Genomic DNA, 16,107 nt, shown 5'->3' on the forward strand with positions numbered 1-16,107 from the left:
CGGAAAGTCGTGGCCCGGGCAGCTCAACGCCGACCCTTGCGGGGCCGCATCAAGTCTACGACCTTTTGCGCGGCCTCGCCGACGTCGTGGTTGACCACCTGGTGGTCGAACTCGTCGACGGCCGCGAGCTCGACCCTCGCGGTCTCGAGCCGGCGCTGCTGCTCGGCGGGGCTCTCGGTGCCGCGGCCGACGAGGCGGCGCACGAGCTCGTCCCACGTCGGCGGCAGCAGGAACACGAGCGTCGCCTCGGGCATCGCGCGGCGCACCGAGCGGGCGCCCTGGATGTCGATCTCGAGCAGGACGCTGTCGCCGGCGGCGATCGCCTGCTCGACCGCGCGGCGCGGCGTGCCGTACCGGTACGCGTTGTGCACGGTCGCCCACTCGAGCAGCTCGCCCGTGTCGACCATCCGGTCGAACTCGGCGTCGTCGACGAAGAAGTAGTGCTCGCCCTCGACCTCGCCCGGACGCGGTGCTCGCGTGGTGGCCGATACCGAGAGCCGCACGTCGGGGTGGTGACGGCGGATGTAGCCGGCCACGGTGCCCTTGCCGACGGCCGTCGGGCCCGCGAGCACGACGAGGCGGTCGCCCGTGCCGCCGTGGGTGGCGATCCACTCGGCGACGAACTCGCGCAGCCGGCGGCGCTGCAGGCGCCCGAGGCCGCCGAGGCGCTTCGACGTCGCGATCTCGAGGTCCTGCATGATGCGTGCGCTCTTCGTCGCGCCGATCGCGGGGATCGACGTGAGGAACTCGGGCACGCGCAGGCGGCCCTCGACCCCCTCGGGCGCCTCGTAGGCGACGCGCAGCACGTCGAGCGGGCTGCGCAGGCCGCTCGCGATGTCGGCCTTCACGGCGGCTCGGGCCCGGCGCGCGGCGACGGCCGCGCGGGACGCCGCGACCCGGTCGACCTCGGGCGGGCTCGAGGGGCCGGCGGTCTTCGTCGTGGTGGTGTCAGGCAATCGCCGCTCCGTACTCGTCGACGCGACGCGCGAGGACGTCGCCCAGTCCGTCGGGCCCCGCCATGAGCAGCGACCGCGACTCGTTCGCGACCACGCCCCCGGCGTACGAGCCGAAGCGGGCCCGGATGTCGCGCGGCTCCGCCCCCTGGTGGCCGAACCCGGGTGCCAGCACCGGCAGGCCCGGGCGCGGCGGCTCGCCGTCGATGTCGATGCCGGCCGACGGGAGGTCGGTGGTGGCGCCGAACACGACGCCGATCGAGCCGACCGCGTGCTCCGCGGCATCCATGCGCCCCTGGTTCCAGCCGACCACGCCCTGCGTGATCGCCTGCGCGACCGTGGAGCCGGCGCGGCTGGACTGCTGCAGCACGGCCCGCTGGATGGCGGCGGCCTCGGGGTTCGAGGTCGCGGCGAGCACGAAGAGCCCCTTGCCCGCGGCCTCGGCGGAGGTCATGACCTGCTCGATCGAGCCGAGGCCCTGGTAGGCGCTGATCGTCATGGCGTCGGCCTCGAGGCTCGACCCCGGGCGCAACCACGCCTCGCCGTAGGCCTCGACGGTCGAGCCGATGTCGCCGCGCTTCACGTCGGCGATCACGAGGAGGCCGGCGTCGCGCGCCTCGGCGAGCAGTCGCTCGAGCACGGCGTAGCCCGCCGCGCCGTGCCGCTCGAAGAACGCGACCTGCGGCTTCACGATGCCGATCCGACCCGCCGCCGCCTCGATGGCGCGCAGGCCGAGCTCGCGCACGCCCTCGGCGGAGTCGGGCTGGCCCCAGGCTGCGAGCACGGACGCGTGCGGGTCGAGGCCGAGGCAGAGGTGGCCGTAGGCCGCGAAGACGGCCTCGAGCCGCTCGCCGAACGGCGTCACGCTGTCGGCCTTCACGCGGGCACCTCCCGTCGGGCGCCGTACTCCTGCAGGCTCGTCACCTCGAACCCGCCGCGCACGGCGTCGAGCGAGGCGACGGCCGCCGAGAGCTCGGCGATCGTCGTGAAGAGCGGGATGTCGGCGGCGACGGCCGCGGCGCGGATCTCGTAGCCGTCGGCGCGTGCCGAGCGACCACTCGGGGTGTTCACGACCACGTCGACCTCGCCGAGGTGGATGAGCTCCACGACGGAGGACGCGTCGGCGGTGGGCTTGTCGCTGTACTTCAGCACCTCGCGCGCGCGGATGCCGTTCCGGCGCAGCACCTCCGCGGTGCCCTCGGTCGCCGCGATGTCGTACCCAAGCTGCTGCAGGCGCAGCACCGGGAGGATGATGGCGCGCTTGTCGCGATCGGAGACCGACACGAAGACCGTGCCCGACAGCGGCATCCCGCCGTAGGCCGCGAGCTGGCTCTTCGCGAACGCGGTCGGGAAGTCGCGGTCGATGCCCATGACCTCGCCGGTCGAGCGCATCTCGGGGCCGAGCACCGAGTCGACCATGATGCCCTCGCGCGTGCGGAACCGGTGGAACGGCAGCACGGCCTCCTTGACGGCGACGGGCGCGTCGAGCGGCACCCTCGAGCCGTCGGATGCCGGGAGCATGCCCTCGGCGATGAGCTCCGCGATCGACGCGCCGACCATGATGCGCGACGCCGCCTTCGCGAGCGGGATGCCGAGCGCCTTGGAGACGAACGGCACCGTGCGGCTCGCGCGCGGGTTCGCCTCGAGCACGTAGAGCACGCCCGCGCCGATGGCGAACTGCACGTTGAGCAGGCCCCGCACGCCGATGCCCTCGGCGATCGCGCGGGTCGCCACGCGCACGCGGTCGATCTCGGCGCGGCCGAGCGTCACGGGCGGCAGGGTGCAGCTCGAGTCGCCGGAATGGATGCCGGCCTCCTCGATGTGCTCCATCACGCCGCCGATGTAGAGGTCGGTGCCGTCGAAGAGCGCGTCGACGTCGATCTCGATCGCGTCGTCGAGGAAACGGTCGACGAGCAGCGGGTGGCTCGGCCCGACGATGCCCTGGCCTTCGATGCGCGAGAAGTAGTCGGCGAGCGACGGCGAGTCGTAGACGATCTCCATGCCGCGTCCGCCGAGCACGTAGCTCGGGCGGACCAGGACCGGGTACCCGATGCCCTCGGCCACGTGCACCGCGCCGGCGAGGTCGATCGCGGTGCCGTTGCGCGGCGCGAGCAGGCCCGCCTCCTCGAGGATGCCGGCGAACAGGCCGCGCTCCTCGGCGAGGTCGATCGCCGCCGGGCTCGTGCCGAGGATCGGCACTCCCGCCGCCTCGAGGCCCTTCGCAAGGCCGAGCGCCGTCTGGCCGCCGAGCTGCACGACGACGCCCACGAGCTCCCCCGTCTGCGACTCCGCGTGGATGACCTCGAGCACGTCCTCGAGCGTGAGCGGCTCGAAGTAGAGGCGGTCGCTCGTGTCGTAGTCGGTCGAGACCGTCTCGGGGTTGCAGTTGATCATGATCGTCTCGAACCCGGCCGCGGAGAGCGCGAACGACGCGTGCACGCACGAGTAGTCGAACTCGACGCCCTGGCCGATGCGGTTCGGGCCCGAGCCGAGGATGACGACCTTGCGGCGGTCGCTCGGCTCCACCTCGGTCTCGAGGTCGTAGCTCGAGTAGTGGTACGGCGTGAGCGCCGGGAACTCCCCCGCGCACGTGTCGACGGTCTTGTACACCGGGCGGATGCCGAGGATGTGGCGGACCTCGCGGGCGTCGGCCTCGCCGAAGCCGCGGAGCTGGCCGATCTGCGCGTCCGAGAAGCCGTGGTCCTTCGCGAGCAGCAGCGTGTCGTGGTCGAGCGCCTCGGCGTTCGCCACGGTCTCGGCGACCTCGTTGATGAGCACGATCTGGTCGAGGAACCACGGGTCGATCTTGGTGGCCTCGAAGAGCTCCTCGACCGTGGCGCCCTTGCGCAGCGCCTGCTGCACGAGCACGATGCGGCCGTCGGTGGGCGTGCGGCTCGCGTCGACGAGCTCGGCGACGCTGCGATCCTCGTCGCCCCAGTGGAACGACGACCCGCGCTTCTCGAGGGAGCGCAGCGCCTTCTGCAGCGCGGTGGCGTAGTTGCGGCCGATCGCCATGGCCTCGCCGACGGACTTCATGGTCGTCGTGAGCGTCGGGTCGGCGGCGGGGAACTTCTCGAACGCGAACCGCGGCACCTTCACGACGATGTAGTCGAGCGTCGGCTCGAAGCTCGCCGGCGTCACGCGCGTGATGTCGTTCGGGATCTCGTCGAGGCGGTAGCCGATCGCGAGCTTCGCGGCGATCTTCGCGATCGGGAAGCCCGTGGCCTTCGACGCGAGCGCCGACGACCGCGACACCCGGGGGTTCATCTCGATGACGATGATCCGGCCCGTCTCGGGGTTCACCGCGAACTGGATGTTGCAGCCGCCGGTGTCGACGCCGACCGCGCGGATGATGTCGATGCCGATGTCCCGCAGGCGCTGGTACTCGCGGTCGGTCAGGGTGAGCGCAGGCGCCACCGTGATCGAGTCGCCCGTGTGCACGCCGACCGGGTCGACGTTCTCGATCGAGCAGACCACGACCGTGTTGTCGGCCGTGTCGCGCATGAGCTCGAGCTCGTACTCCTTCCAGCCGAGGATCGACTCCTCGAGGAGCACCTCGGTAGTGGGCGAGTCGTGCAGGCCCTGCCTCACGATTCGGACGAGGTCCTCCTCGGTGTACGCGAAGCCCGAGCCGAGGCCGCCCATGGTGAACGAGGGGCGCACGACGAGGGGGTACCCCAGGTCCTCGGCGAACTCCTTGGCCTGCTCGAGCGTGGTCGCCACGTGCGAGCGCGCCACGTCCGCGCCGGCCTCGATCACGAGGTCCTTGAAGAGCTGTCGGTCCTCGCCCTTGCGGATCGCGTCGACCTTCGCGCCGATGAGCTCGACGCCGTGCTTGTCGAGGATGCCCGCGTCGTGCAGCGCGATCGCCGCGTTGAGCGCGGTCTGGCCGCCCAGCGTCGGCAGCACCGCATCGGGTCGCTCCTTCACGATGATCGACTCGATGACCTCGGGGGTGATCGGCTCGATGTAGGTGGCGTCGGCGAAGTCGGGGTCGGTCATGATCGTGGCCGGGTTCGGGTTCACGAGGATGACGCGCACGCCCTCGGCGCGCAGCACGCGGCACGCCTGGGTGCCGGAGTAGTCGAACTCGGCGGCCTGTCCGATGACGATCGGGCCGGACCCGATGACGAGGACGCTGTGGATGTCGTCGCGCTTGGGCATCAGGCGGGGTCTCCCTCGGTGGTCCGATCGGTGGCTGAGCTCGTCGAAGTCCCGACCACCATGTCGCGGAACCGGTCGAAGAGGTAGTTGGCGTCGTGCGGGCCGGCCGCCGACTCGGGGTGGTACTGCACCGAGAACGCGGGGATGTCGAGGCAGTTCAGCCCCTCCACGACGTTGTCGTTGAGGTCGTAGTGGCTGACCTCGACGCGGCCGAAGCCCTCGCTCGACTCGCTCACGCGGTCGATGGGCGCGTCGACGGCGAAGCCGTGGTTGTGCGCGGTGATCTCGACCCGGCCCGTGGCCTTGTCGAGCACCGGCTGGTTGATGCCGCGGTGGCCGAACGGCAGCTTGTAGGTGCCGAAGCCGAGCGCGCGCCCGAGCAGCTGGTTGCCGAAGCAGATCCCGAAGTACGGCAGCCCCTCGCGCAGCGTGGTGCGCAGCAGGTCGACGTGCCGGTCGGATGCCCCGGGGTCGCCGGGCCCGTTCGAGAAGAACAGGGCGTCGGGCTCGAGCGCGAGCACCTCCTCCGCGGTCACCGACTGCGGCACGACGTGCACGTCGAACCCGCGCTCGGCGAGGAAGTCCAACGTCGACCGCTTCACCCCGAGGTCGAGGACGGCCACCGAGCCGACGCGCTCGCCCTGCGCAGGCAGCGTGTACGACTCGGTCGTGGACACCGTGTCCGACAGGTTGCGCCCGGCCATCTCGGCGCCGCCGAGCACGAGCTCGAGCTGCTCGCCGTGCGTGAGCACCGCGGCGTCGCCCGAGAAGATCCCGGCGCGCATGGCGCCCGCCGAGCGGATGTGGCGGGTGACCGCGCGGGTGTCGATGCCGCTGATGCCGACGACGCCGGCCGCCTCGAGGTCGTCGTCGAGGCTGCGCTGCGAGCGGAAGTTCGACACGACCCGGGAGGGGTCGCGCACGACGAAGCCCGCCACCCACAGCTTCGAGGACTCCATGTCCTCGTCGTTCATGCCCGTGTTGCCGATGTGCGGCGCGGTCATCATCACGATCTGGCCGGCGTACGACGGGTCGGTCAGGGTCTCCTGGTAGCCCGTCATGCCGGTCGCGAAGACCGCCTCGCCGAGCGTGACGCCGCGGGCGCCGTAGGCGCGTCCCTCGTACCGCCGTCCGTCCTCGAGCACGAGCACGGCGGGCGCGTTCGTGCGGGTCAGGGTCTCAGTCATCCGAGGCCTCGCTCTCCTGTTGCTGGTCCGGCCGCGTCGCGACGTGCGCGGCGGCGATGTCGTTGACGGCGGCGATGATGCGCGCCGGGTCGCCCGGGTACCGGGCCCTGAGGTAGCTGTCGACCTGCGGCGCCTCGACCTCGGGGTCGGCGCTGTGCGCGATCCACGTGACGGCGATGAGGCCCTCGGGCTCGACGCCCCGGTCGATCGCGTAGGTGGCCTCGCCGGCGGCGACGAGGCGCTCGGCGGGCAGCCACGTGGGCGGCTCCCCCGCGATCCGGAGCACGAGGCCCTCGGGCGACAGCTCGATGCGGGCGGCGCCGCGGAACGCGAGCCCCGGCACCGCGAGCCGCTCGAGCGGCTGGCTCGCCGGCGTCGTCGCCACGTAGAGGACCTCGGTCTCGAGCGTCGGCGCGGGCAGGGTGGTGGGCACCGGGTACGCCGAGAGCGTCTCGTCGCGTTTGGTTCGACGCCGCCACGAGCGGATCATGAGCCACGCGACCACGGCGATGATCGCGAGGGCGACGACCGCGCCCATCCACTCACCCACGGGCGACCTCCCGCTCGGTGGCGAGGCGCGCGACCTCGTCGGCGGGACGCACCGCGCCCTCGAGCACGGTCGCGTAGCCGGCGTGGAACGTGGCGACCACGCGCCCGGGCAGGCGACGCCCGAGGTAGGGCGAGTTCACGCTGCGTCCGGCGAGGCGGTCGAGGCCGAACTCGGATGCCGCTGCCGGGTCGTAGAGCACGACCTCCGCCGGCGCGCCGGCGGCGATGGCCTGCCCGTGGCCGGCGAGCCGCCCGATGCGGGCCGGCGTCGCGGACAGGACGCGCGCGACATCCGACCAGCCCAGCAGGCCGTTCTCGACGACCGCGGCGTGCACGACCGACAGCGCGGACTCGAGCCCGACCATGCCGTTCGCGGCCGCGTCCCACTCGCTCTCCTTGGCCTCGACCGGGTGCGGCGCGTGGTCGGTGGCGACGATGTCGATGGTGCCGTCGGCGAGCGCGGCGCGCAGCGCCTCGACGTCCTCGGCACGGCGGAGCGGCGGGTTGACCTTGTAGCGCGGGTCGTAGCTCGACACCAGCTCCTCGGTGAGCAGCAGGTGGTGCGGGGTCACCTCGGCGGTGACGTCGATGCCGCGGGCCTTCGCCCAGCGGATCACCTCGACCGACCCGGCCGTGGACACGTGGCACACGTGGAGGCGGCTGCCCACGTGCTCGGCGAGCAGCACGTCGCGCGCGATGATCGACTCCTCGGCGACGGCGGGCCAGCCCGCGAGGCCGAGCTCGCCCGAGAGCGCGCCCTCGTTCATCTGCGCGCCCTGCGTGAGGCGCGGCTCCTGCGCGTGCTGCGCGATGACGCCGTCGAACGCCTTCACGTACTCGAGCGCGCGGCGCATGAGCAGGGGGTCGGACACGCAGAACCCGTCGTCGCTGAACACGCGGACGTTCGCGCGGGAGCGGGCCATGGCGCCGAGCTCGGCGAGCTGCTCGCCCTTGAGGCCGACGGTGACCGCGCCGATGGGCTGCACGGTGGCGTATCCGGCATCGCGGCCGAGGCTCGCCTCCTGCTCGACGACGCCGGCGGTGTCGGCGACCGGGAAGGTGTTCGCCATGGCGAAGACCGCGGTGAACCCGCCGGCGGCGGCGGCCTGCGTGCCCGTGAGCACGGTCTCGCTCTGCTCGTAGCCGGGTTCGCGCAGGTGCGTGTGGAGGTCGACGAGCCCCGGGAGGGCGAGGAGCCCGTCGGCGTCGACGACCGTGGCGCCCGCGGCATCCGCGATGCCCCCGACCTCGGCGATGACGCCGTCGACGAGCAGCAGGTCGGCGCGCTCGCCCGTGGGCAGGGTCGCACCCGTGATGAGGAAGCGCTCGGTCATCAGGCCTCACCCCGTTCGCCGGACAGCAGGAGGTAGAGGGCGGCCATTCTCACTGATACTCCGTTCGCGACCTGCTCGCGCACCGTCGACTGCGGCGAATCGGCGACGCGGGCGGCGATCTCCAGCCCACGGTTCATCGGGCCGGGGTGCATGACCATCGTAGTCGGGGGCAGCCGGTCGAACCGGGCGTCGTCGAGCCCCCAGGTGCGGGCGTACTCGCGGCTGTTCGGGAAGAACGCCGCGTGCATGCGCTCCGCCTGGATGCGGAGCATCATGACGACGTCGGGCTCCCCCGCGAGCGCCGCGTCGAGGTCGTAGCCGACCCGCGCGGGCCACGCGGCCGTATCGACCGGCACAAGCGTCGGCGGCGCGACGAGCTCGACGTCGGCTCCGAGCGTCTCCAGCAGCCAGACGTTCGAGCGGGCGACGCGCGAGTGCAGGATGTCGCCGACGATCACCACGTGCACGCCGTCGAGGTCGTGCCCGCGCGACGCGCTGCCGTGCAGTCGGCGCCGGATCGTGAACGCGTCGAGGAGCGCCTGAGTGGGGTGCTCGTGCGTGCCGTCGCCGGCGTTCACGACGCCCGCGTCGATCCAGCCGCTCGTGGCGAGCGTCTGCGGCGCGCCCGACGCGTGGTGGCGGATGACGACGCCGTCGGCGCCCATCGCCTGGAGGGTCTGCGCCGTGTCCTTCAGGCTCTCGCCCTTCGAGACGCTCGAGCCCTTTGCGCTGAAGTTGATGACGTCGGCCGAGAGGCGCTTCGCGGCCGCCTCGAACGAGATGCGGGTGCGCGTGGAGTCCTCGAAGAAGAGATTGACGACCGTCTTGCCGCGCAGCGTCGGCAGCTTCTTCATCTCGCGCTCCTGCACGGCCGCCATGTCCTCGGCGATGTCGAGCAGGCCGATGGCGTCGTCGCGGGCCAGGTCCTTCGTGGAGAGCAGGTGGCGCATCAGTCCTCGCCCCCGTCGATGGTGACGGCGTCGTCGCCGTCGATCTCGGCGAGGCGCACGTTGATGCGCTCGCGCGTCGAACTCGGCAGGTTCTTGCCCACGAAGTCCGCGCGGATCGGGAACTCGCGGTGCCCGCGGTCGACGAGCACGGCGAGCCGCACGGCCTTGGCCCGGCCGAGGTCGGCGAGCGCGTCGAACGCGGCGCGGATCGTGCGGCCCGAGTAGAGCACGTCGTCGACGAGCACCACGGTGGCCCCGTCGATGCCGCCGGGGGGAACCGAGGTCGGCTGCGGTGCGCGGGTCGGGTGCCGGTCGAGGTCGTCGCGGTACATGGTCACGTCGAGCGCGCCGGCCGGCACGTCGGATGCCGCGATGCGGCCGATGATCGCGGCGAGGCGCTCGGCGAGCACGACGCCACGGGTGGGGATGCCGAGGAGGACGAGCCGTTCGGCTCCGCGATTGGATTCGAGGATCTCGTGGGCGATGCGGGTGATCGCCCGATCGATGTCAGCCTGCTGCAGCACGGTGCGCACAGCCATGCGGACTCCCTTCTCCGCCTCACAGGACGGGCTTCAAGGTTGCCTTCCCGAAGAGCCTACCAGCCGGGCGATGGCCGCCCGCGCGGCACCGGCGTAGCATCGGCGGCATCGGGCGCGGCGTGGCGCCCGTCGCGAGGACGGAGACCACCATGGCCGGCAGCGGCACCGCCGAGGATCCCTGGCAGCTGACGACGCCACCCGGGACGTCGACCTACACGATGTACCGCGACGAGTCCGCCGATCCCCCGGCGCTCGTCTGCGTCGTCGGATCGACGACGCTGAAGTACCACCTGTCGGCGATCGACGACCTCGCGGCGTGGCTGCGCGAGCAGGGCGACTGGGTGCCGCTCGGCGCCGCCGACGAGCAGAAGCCGGCCGCCGAGGGCACGGTCGAGGCATGGGGCCGTTCCGAGGACAACCCCGTCGGCGGCTGGTACGGCCTGCGCAAGGGATACCGCGGCCGGTTCGGCATGTACCTGCCGCCCCTCCTGGAGGCGCTCGGCCTCGCCGAGCTCACGCACGACGCGCGCAACAACCGCATGCGCGCGACCTGATCGACCCGTGGGACGCCGAAGGGCGGAGCGCGTCGCGCTCCGCCCTTCGCAGGTGCGAACGGATCCCCGTCATCGTGCGGACCGCACCGGCCCGCGGAGCGCCTTCGAGGCGACCACGAGGGCGGCCGCGATGAGCACGACGTTCTTCAGCACGTACTGGCCGAGCAGCGTGGGCCCGGAGGCGGTGAACAGCTCGCCCGGGAAGAACGCGAGCGGCGAGAGGATGCCGACGAACGCGATCGCGAGCATCACGAGGCCGAAGCGGGCGAACACGCCCGAGATGAGGGCGAGGCCGGCGACGGTCTCGATGATCGCGGTGAGCACGAGCGCGAGCTGGCCGCCGACGAGGCCGAACGTGAGGACGCCCCAGGTCGCCTCGACGAGCGACTCGAGCGGGCTCACGCCGGGGAAGAACTTCAGCACGCCGAAGGCGACGAACACGACGCCGAGGGCGACGCGCAGCGCGGGGATGCTCCAGCGCTCGAGGAACGCCTTCAGCATCGCCTCGAGCGCGGCGAGGCGGTCGAGCACGCCGATGCGCGAGACCGGGACGGGACGGGGGCCGATGGGCTGGAGCCCGGGGGTGGTGGCGGGGATCGTGGACATGGCGAAGGTGCTCCTTCCAGAGCGTGGATTCGAGTGGGAACGGCTCGCAGCAGTGCGGCGATATCCAGTGAACCGGTGCGCCCCACCCCGGCGGATCGGGGTTCTCGTGGGAATCCGGAGAGGGTTAACCCTCGATCCGTGCCGGGGTCACCACGTGCCGACGGCCCCGGCGACGGGCGGATCCGGCTAGGTTCGGCACATGCGACGACACCCCGCGCGGATGTGGAGCGTGGTCATCGCCCTCGTCGCCGCCGCGTGGGCGTTCTTCCTCCTGCCGCCGCAGCAGACGGCCTGGTCGGGTGCCGATGCACCCGCCTGGCTGCGCGCCCTCGACGCCATGCCGGTCTACCAGGGGCTGCGCGAGGCGCTCCCCGCCACGGGCTCGTCGGACGCGTACCTCGTGTTCGGCGCCGCGGCATCCGTGTCGTTCGCCCTGCTCTGGTTCGCGACCGGGCCCGTCTTCGCGGCCCTCGGCTGGAGCGGTCGCGTGCTCGGCGCGCTCCTGCTCGCGGCGGCGCCCATCACCCTGCTGAGCTACCTCAACCACCCGGCGGATGCCCCGGTGCACCTGCTCTGGGGCGCCGAGGCGTTCGCCCTGCTCGCCATCGGCGTGTGGGGCATCGTGGTCGCGTTCGCCGCGCCGCGGGGTCGCGGAATCCCCGTATGGGAGCGGATCCTCGTCGGATCGACGCTCGCCGTCATCGTGGTCGCGACCGTCGCGTTGGGCTACTGGCCGCACGGCAGCCTCGTGGGCCTCGGGCTCGAGGCCGCCGTGCTCGCCGGGTTCGCGCCGCGGTGGGCGGAGGAGCGGCCGCGGCCGAGACCCGCGGGGCCCCCCGAATGGAACTGAGCGGGCGCCGACTAGGCCTTCGCGTGCGAGATCGCCGCGAGCAGGCCGTTCACGAAGCCGGCCGAGTCGTCGGTCGACAGCACGGTCGCCGCCTCGACGGCCTCGGAGATCGCCACGGGGTCGGGCACCTCGTCGTTGTAGAGGATCTCCCAGACGCCGATCCGCAGCAGCGCGCGGTCGACCGCCGGCATGCGCTCGAGGGTCCATCCGCGGGAGTGCGTCGTGATGAGCTCGTCGATCTCCTCGCGGTGGTCGACGATGCCGTCGACGATCTCGCGGGCGTACAGCCACGACGCCTGGCGCTCGGGCTCGTTGACGGCGCGCTCGGCCTCGGCGGCCAGCACCTGCTCGACCGGCACCTGGCGCATGTCCGCCGAGTACAGCATGTCGAGCGCGCGCTTGCGCGCCTTGGTGCGGGCGCTCACTAGTCGTTCACGCGGCCGAGGTACTCACCCGAGCGGGTGTCGACCTTGACCTTGGTGCCGGTCTCGAGGAAGAGCGGGACCTGGATCTCGTAGCCGGTCTGGACGGTCGCGGGCTTGGTGCCGCCGGTCGATCGGTCGCCCTGCAGGCCGGGCTCGGTGTAGGTGATCTCGAGCACGACCGACGCGGGGAGGTCGACGTAGAGCGGGTTCCCGTTGTTCAGGGCGATCGTCACGGCCTGGTTCTCGAGCATGAAGTTGGCGGCGTCGCCGACGACCGTCGACGGCACGGTGATCTGGTCGTAGTCGGTCGCGTCCATGAACACGAAGCCGTCGCCGTCGTTGTAGAGGTAGGTGAAGTCGCGGCGGTCGACGTTCTCGATGTCGACCTTGGCGCCGGCGTTGTACGTGCGGTCGACGACCTTGCCGGTCACGACGTTCTTGAGCTTCGTGCGGACGAACGCGCCGCCCTTGCCGGGCTTGACGTGCTGGAACTCGATGACGCTCCAGAGCTGGCCGTCGATGCTCAGGACGACGCCGTTCTTGATGTCCGCGGTGCTTGCCATGGGGAAGGGTTTCCGATCGATCGTGGGAAGTCAGAGGGCACGACGCATTCGCGTGCGACTGATCGAGTGTAGTCGACTCAGCCGAGCGAACGCAGGACCCAGTCGACCGCGAGGCGGTAGGAGTCGGCGCCGAAGCCCGCGATCACGCCGGTCGCGACGCCCGAGATCACGCTCGTGTGGCGGAACTCCTCGCGTGCGTGCGGGTTCGACAGGTGCACCTCCACGAGCGGCACGCCCGCCTGCTTCAGCTGGGCCGCCGCGTCGCGCAGGGCGTAGCTGTAGTGCGTGAACGCGGCGGGGTTGAGCACCACCGGCAGGCGTCGGTCGACGGCCTCGTGGATCCAGCCGATGAGCTCGGCCTCGTCGTCGGTCTGCCGGAGGTCGATCTCGACGTCGTCGGGCACGGATGCCGCGAGTCCCGCGCCGATGTCGGCGAGCGTCTCCGAGCCGTACACCTCGGGCTCGCGCGTGCCGAGGCGTCCGAGGTTGGGCCCGTTCAGCACGAGGATCGTGGTCATGCGGCCAGCCTAGCCAGCCCGCCGGTCGAGGAGCGCGCGGAGCACGCGTCTCGAGACTCGTGCACCTCGCGGCCCTCGAGCCCGCTCAGGACCCGATCTCCTGGTACGCGGCGAACAGCAGCGACTGGTCGGGCGCCTGCATCACGGTCGGCTTCGCGAGGTCGTCGAGCACGATGAACCGGAGCTGGCCGCCGCGCGCCTTCTTGTCGCGCTGCATGGTCGCGAGGAGCGTGTTCCACCGGCCGGCCGGGTAGCTCGTGGGCAGGCCGAGCAGGTCGAGGACGCGCTTGTGCCGGTCGGCGACCTCGTCGGACAGGCGGCCCGAGAGACGGCCGAGCTCGGCCGCGAACGCCATGCCGACCGAGATCGCCGCGCCGTGCCGCCACTGGTAGCGTTCGGCGTGCTCGACCGCGTGGCCGAGGGTGTGGCCGTAGTTGAGGATCTCGCGCAGGCCCTGCTCGGTGAAGTCCTCGGACACCACATCGGCCTTCATCCGGATGGCGAGCTCGACGACCCGGCGGAACTCGGGCGACGTCGGGTCGGTCGCGAGCTCGGGATCGGCCTCGATGACGTCGAGGATCTCGGGGTACCGGATGAACCCGGCCTTCACGATCTCGGCGAAGCCGGCCAGGATCTCGTTGCGCGGGAGCGTGTCGAGCAGCTCGAGGTCGCAGAGCACGGCGGCGGGCGCGTGGAAGACGCCGACGAGGTTCTTGCCCTCGTTCGTGTTGATGCCGGTCTTGCCGCCCACGGCCGCGTCGACCATGCCGAGCACGGTGGAGGGCACCTGCACGACGCGGACGCCGCGCAGCCACGTGCCGGCGACGAAGCCGGCGAGGTCGGTGATCGCGCCGCCGCCGAGCCCGACGATCGCGTCGCTGCGCGTGAAGTCGGCCTGCCCGAGGATCTGCCAGCAGAACGCGGCGACCTCGATGCGCTTGCCGGCCTCGGCGTCGGGCACCTCGGCGAGCAGCACCTCGAAGCGGTCGCCGAGCTCCTCGCGCAGCGCCGCCGCACGGGCGCCGAGGGTCGGGGCGTGCACGACGAGCACCTTCCGCACGTTCGGGCCGAGCGCGTCGCCGATCTCTGCGACGACGCCGCGGCCCACGACCACGTCGTATCCCGGGTCGCCGCCCACCCGGATCGCCGTGCGCGTCTCGCCTGCCGTCATGCTGCTCCTCCGAAGCGCCCGGTGATGTCGTCGACGATGCGTGCGACCGAGCGGCGCGACGTGTCGATGTCGAGGTCCGCGAGCTCCGCGTAGATGGGCTCGCGCTGTTCGAAGATGGCCGTCCATGCGCCGATGCCGCCCTCGGCGATGAGCGGCCGGTTGCCGCCGGCGAGCCGCGGGGCGACCGCCTCGGGGGTGACGCGCAGCAGCACGACCTGGAGGTCGGCGAGGTCGGCCCGGGTGTCGGGGTGCAGCACGGCGCCGCCGCCGAGCGAGATCACGGCCTCCTCGTGCAGCGCCTCGGCGACGACCTCGCGCTCGATGATGCGGAAGTACTCCTCGCCCTCGCGGTCGAAGATCTCGTCGATGGGCCCGTACCGCTCGACGATGCGCTGGTCGGTGTCGATGAAGGGTGCGCCGGCGGATGCCGCGAGCCGATGCCCGACTCGCGACTTGCCGGCGCCCATCGGGCCGATGAGCACGATGGGAAGGCTGACGCGGGCGCCCTCAGACACGATCGGCGGCGGTGTCCGCCGAGGCGATCTCGGTGCGGAGCGCCTCGGGGATGGACGCGAGGTACGACTCGAGGTTGCGACGCGTCTCGCCGACCGAGTCGCCCCCGAACTTCTCGAGCAGGGCGTTCGCGAGGGTGAGCGCGACCATGGCCTCCGCGACGACGCCCGCGGCGGGCACGGCGCAGACGTCGGAGCGCTGGTGGTGCGCGGGCGCCGCCTCGCCGGTCGCGATGTCGATGGTCGGGAGGGCGCGCGGCACCGTCGCGATGGGCTTCATGCCCGCGCGCACCCGCAGCACGGTGCCGGTCGACATGCCGCCCTCCGTGCCGCCGGCGCGGTCGCTGGCGCGGACGATGCGCCCGTCGCTGAGGTGCAGCTCGTCGTGGGCCGCCGAGCCGCGGCGGGTCGTGGTCGTGAAGCCGTCGCCGACCTCGACGCCCTTGATCGCCTGGATGCCCATGAGGGCTGCGGCGAGCTGCGCGTCGAGCCGGCGATCCCAGTGCACGTAGGAGCCGAGCCCCGGCGGGACACCGTAGGCGAGCACCTCGACGACCCCGCCGAGCGTGTCGCCCTCCTTGTGCGCGAGGTCGACCTCGGCCACCATGCGGGCCGACGTCTCCTCGTCGAAGCACCGCAGGGGGTCGGCGTCGAGGCGGTCGACGTCGTCGGGCACCGGCAGCGGGCGGTCCTCGGGCACGCGCACCGGGCCGACGGCGATGGTGTGCGACACGAGGCGGATGCCGAGCTCCTCGAGGAACCCGCGGGCGACCGCGCCGAGGGCGACGCGCGCTGCGGTCTCACGGGCGCTCGCCCGCTCGAGCACCGGGCGGGCCTCGTCGAAGTCGTACTTCTGCATGCCGACGAGGTCGGCGTGACCCGGGCGCGGGCGGGTCAGCGGCGCGCCGCGACCGCGTCCGAGCTTCTCGGGGTCGATCGGCTCGGGGCTCATGACCTCCTGCCACTTCGGCCACTCGGTGTTGCCGATGCGCAGGGCGATCGGGCTGCCGAGGGATTCGCCGTGACGCACGCCGCCCGAGATCGCGAGCTCGTCCTGCTCGAACTTCATGCGGGCGCCGCGCCCGTACCCGAGCTTGCGGCGCGCGAGATCGGCGCGGATGGAGTCGAGCGAGACGGGGATACCGGCGGGAAGACCCTCGAGGATCGCGACGAGCTCAGGGCCGTGCGACTCTCCGGCAGTGAGCCAACGGAGCATGGACTCCATCCTTCCA

17 protein-coding genes are annotated in these 16,107 nt (G+C 72.2%); 2 read left to right on the forward strand and 15 right to left on the reverse strand.

Translation table 11 applies throughout. The features are described 5' to 3' along the window. Positions 1 to 23: 23 nt before the first annotated feature. The 8 genes from gmk to pyrR are packed head-to-tail and all read right to left on the reverse strand — an operon-like array spanning position 24 to position 9,676. Positions 24 to 956, reverse strand: a complete 933-nt coding sequence (gene gmk, locus ACFVN5_RS09765; RefSeq protein WP_376954858.1) for a guanylate kinase — start codon at positions 954 to 956, stop codon at positions 24 to 26. After that, on the reverse strand, positions 949 to 1,833 hold the full coding sequence (gene pyrF, locus ACFVN5_RS09770) for an orotidine-5'-phosphate decarboxylase (RefSeq protein WP_376954859.1): 885 nt from the start codon (positions 1,831 to 1,833) through the stop codon (positions 949 to 951). Before pyrF ends, gmk begins: the two co-directional genes overlap by 8 nt. Continuing rightward, complete coding sequence (gene carB, locus ACFVN5_RS09775; protein WP_376954863.1) at positions 1,830 to 5,117, reverse strand: carbamoyl-phosphate synthase large subunit; 3,288 nt, start codon at positions 5,115 to 5,117, stop codon at positions 1,830 to 1,832. The genes pyrF and carB overlap by 4 nt, the downstream gene beginning before the upstream one ends. Further along, positions 5,117 to 6,304, reverse strand: a complete 1,188-nt coding sequence (carA, locus tag ACFVN5_RS09780; protein WP_376954865.1) for a glutamine-hydrolyzing carbamoyl-phosphate synthase small subunit — start codon at positions 6,302 to 6,304, stop codon at positions 5,117 to 5,119. Before carA ends, carB begins: the two co-directional genes overlap by 1 nt. Then, positions 6,297 to 6,854, reverse strand: a complete 558-nt coding sequence (locus ACFVN5_RS09785) for a hypothetical protein (protein WP_376954867.1) — start codon at positions 6,852 to 6,854, stop codon at positions 6,297 to 6,299. Before ACFVN5_RS09785 ends, carA begins: the two co-directional genes overlap by 8 nt. After that, entirely contained in the window at positions 6,847 to 8,187 is a 1,341-nt protein-coding gene (locus ACFVN5_RS09790; protein WP_376954868.1) for a dihydroorotase, read from the reverse strand. The genes ACFVN5_RS09785 and ACFVN5_RS09790 overlap by 8 nt, the downstream gene beginning before the upstream one ends. Beyond that, positions 8,187 to 9,137 (reverse strand): aspartate carbamoyltransferase catalytic subunit, encoded by a 951-nt coding sequence (locus ACFVN5_RS09795; protein ID WP_376954869.1) that lies wholly within the window; start codon positions 9,135 to 9,137, stop codon positions 8,187 to 8,189. The genes ACFVN5_RS09790 and ACFVN5_RS09795 overlap by 1 nt, the downstream gene beginning before the upstream one ends. Continuing rightward, positions 9,137 to 9,676: a bifunctional pyr operon transcriptional regulator/uracil phosphoribosyltransferase PyrR gene (gene pyrR, locus ACFVN5_RS09800; RefSeq protein WP_376954870.1), complete on the reverse strand. Its 540-nt coding sequence runs from the start codon at positions 9,674 to 9,676 to the stop codon at positions 9,137 to 9,139. The genes ACFVN5_RS09795 and pyrR overlap by 1 nt, the downstream gene beginning before the upstream one ends. Positions 9,677 to 9,825: 149 nt before the next feature. Here pyrR and ACFVN5_RS09805 point away from each other — a divergent pair, with 149 nt between their 5' ends. Then, entirely contained in the window at positions 9,826 to 10,230 is a 405-nt protein-coding gene (locus ACFVN5_RS09805; RefSeq protein WP_376954871.1) for a DUF6855 family protein, read from the forward strand. A gap of 69 nt (positions 10,231 to 10,299) precedes the next feature. Here the strand turns inward: ACFVN5_RS09805 and ACFVN5_RS09810 are convergent, their stop codons facing one another. Further along, positions 10,300 to 10,836, reverse strand: a complete 537-nt coding sequence (locus ACFVN5_RS09810) for a DoxX family membrane protein (RefSeq protein WP_376954874.1) — start codon at positions 10,834 to 10,836, stop codon at positions 10,300 to 10,302. A gap of 199 nt (positions 10,837 to 11,035) precedes the next feature. Here ACFVN5_RS09810 and ACFVN5_RS09815 point away from each other — a divergent pair, with 199 nt between their 5' ends. Further along, a complete protein-coding gene (locus ACFVN5_RS09815) occupies positions 11,036 to 11,686 on the forward strand; it encodes a hypothetical protein (RefSeq protein WP_376954875.1) in 651 nt (216 codons plus the stop codon). An 11-nt stretch (positions 11,687 to 11,697) separates the two neighbouring features. Here the strand turns inward: ACFVN5_RS09815 and nusB are convergent, their stop codons facing one another. From nusB to aroC, 6 genes are all read right to left on the reverse strand, one after another. Continuing rightward, positions 11,698 to 12,111 carry a transcription antitermination factor NusB gene (gene nusB, locus ACFVN5_RS09820; RefSeq protein WP_148734880.1) on the reverse strand — a complete coding sequence of 138 codons (414 nt, stop codon included), beginning with the start codon at positions 12,109 to 12,111 and terminating at the stop codon, positions 11,698 to 11,700. Beyond that, the gene (gene efp, locus ACFVN5_RS09825) at positions 12,111 to 12,674 is read right to left on the reverse strand and encodes an elongation factor P (RefSeq protein WP_376954876.1); all 564 of its coding nucleotides are present in this window, start codon (positions 12,672 to 12,674) and stop codon (positions 12,111 to 12,113) included. Before efp ends, nusB begins: the two co-directional genes overlap by 1 nt. A gap of 77 nt (positions 12,675 to 12,751) precedes the next feature. Further along, positions 12,752 to 13,192, reverse strand: coding sequence for a type II 3-dehydroquinate dehydratase (locus ACFVN5_RS09830; RefSeq protein ID WP_148734878.1), 441 nt, complete (start codon positions 13,190 to 13,192; stop codon positions 12,752 to 12,754). Positions 13,193 to 13,277: 85 nt separating this feature from the next. Further along, positions 13,278 to 14,363: a 3-dehydroquinate synthase gene (gene aroB / locus ACFVN5_RS09835; RefSeq protein WP_376954877.1), complete on the reverse strand. Its 1,086-nt coding sequence runs from the start codon at positions 14,361 to 14,363 to the stop codon at positions 13,278 to 13,280. Next, entirely contained in the window at positions 14,360 to 14,845 is a 486-nt protein-coding gene (locus ACFVN5_RS09840) for a shikimate kinase (RefSeq protein ID WP_376954878.1), read from the reverse strand. Before ACFVN5_RS09840 ends, aroB begins: the two co-directional genes overlap by 4 nt. Positions 14,846 to 14,870: 25 nt before the next feature. Next, a complete protein-coding gene (gene aroC / locus ACFVN5_RS09845; protein ID WP_376954879.1) occupies positions 14,871 to 16,091 on the reverse strand; it encodes a chorismate synthase in 1,221 nt (406 codons plus the stop codon). Positions 16,092 to 16,107 lie beyond the last annotated feature (16 nt).

The sequence above is a fragment of the Agromyces sp. NPDC057865 genome (assembly GCF_042796995.1).
Classification (GTDB): Bacteria; Actinomycetota; Actinomycetes; order Actinomycetales; family Microbacteriaceae; genus Agromyces.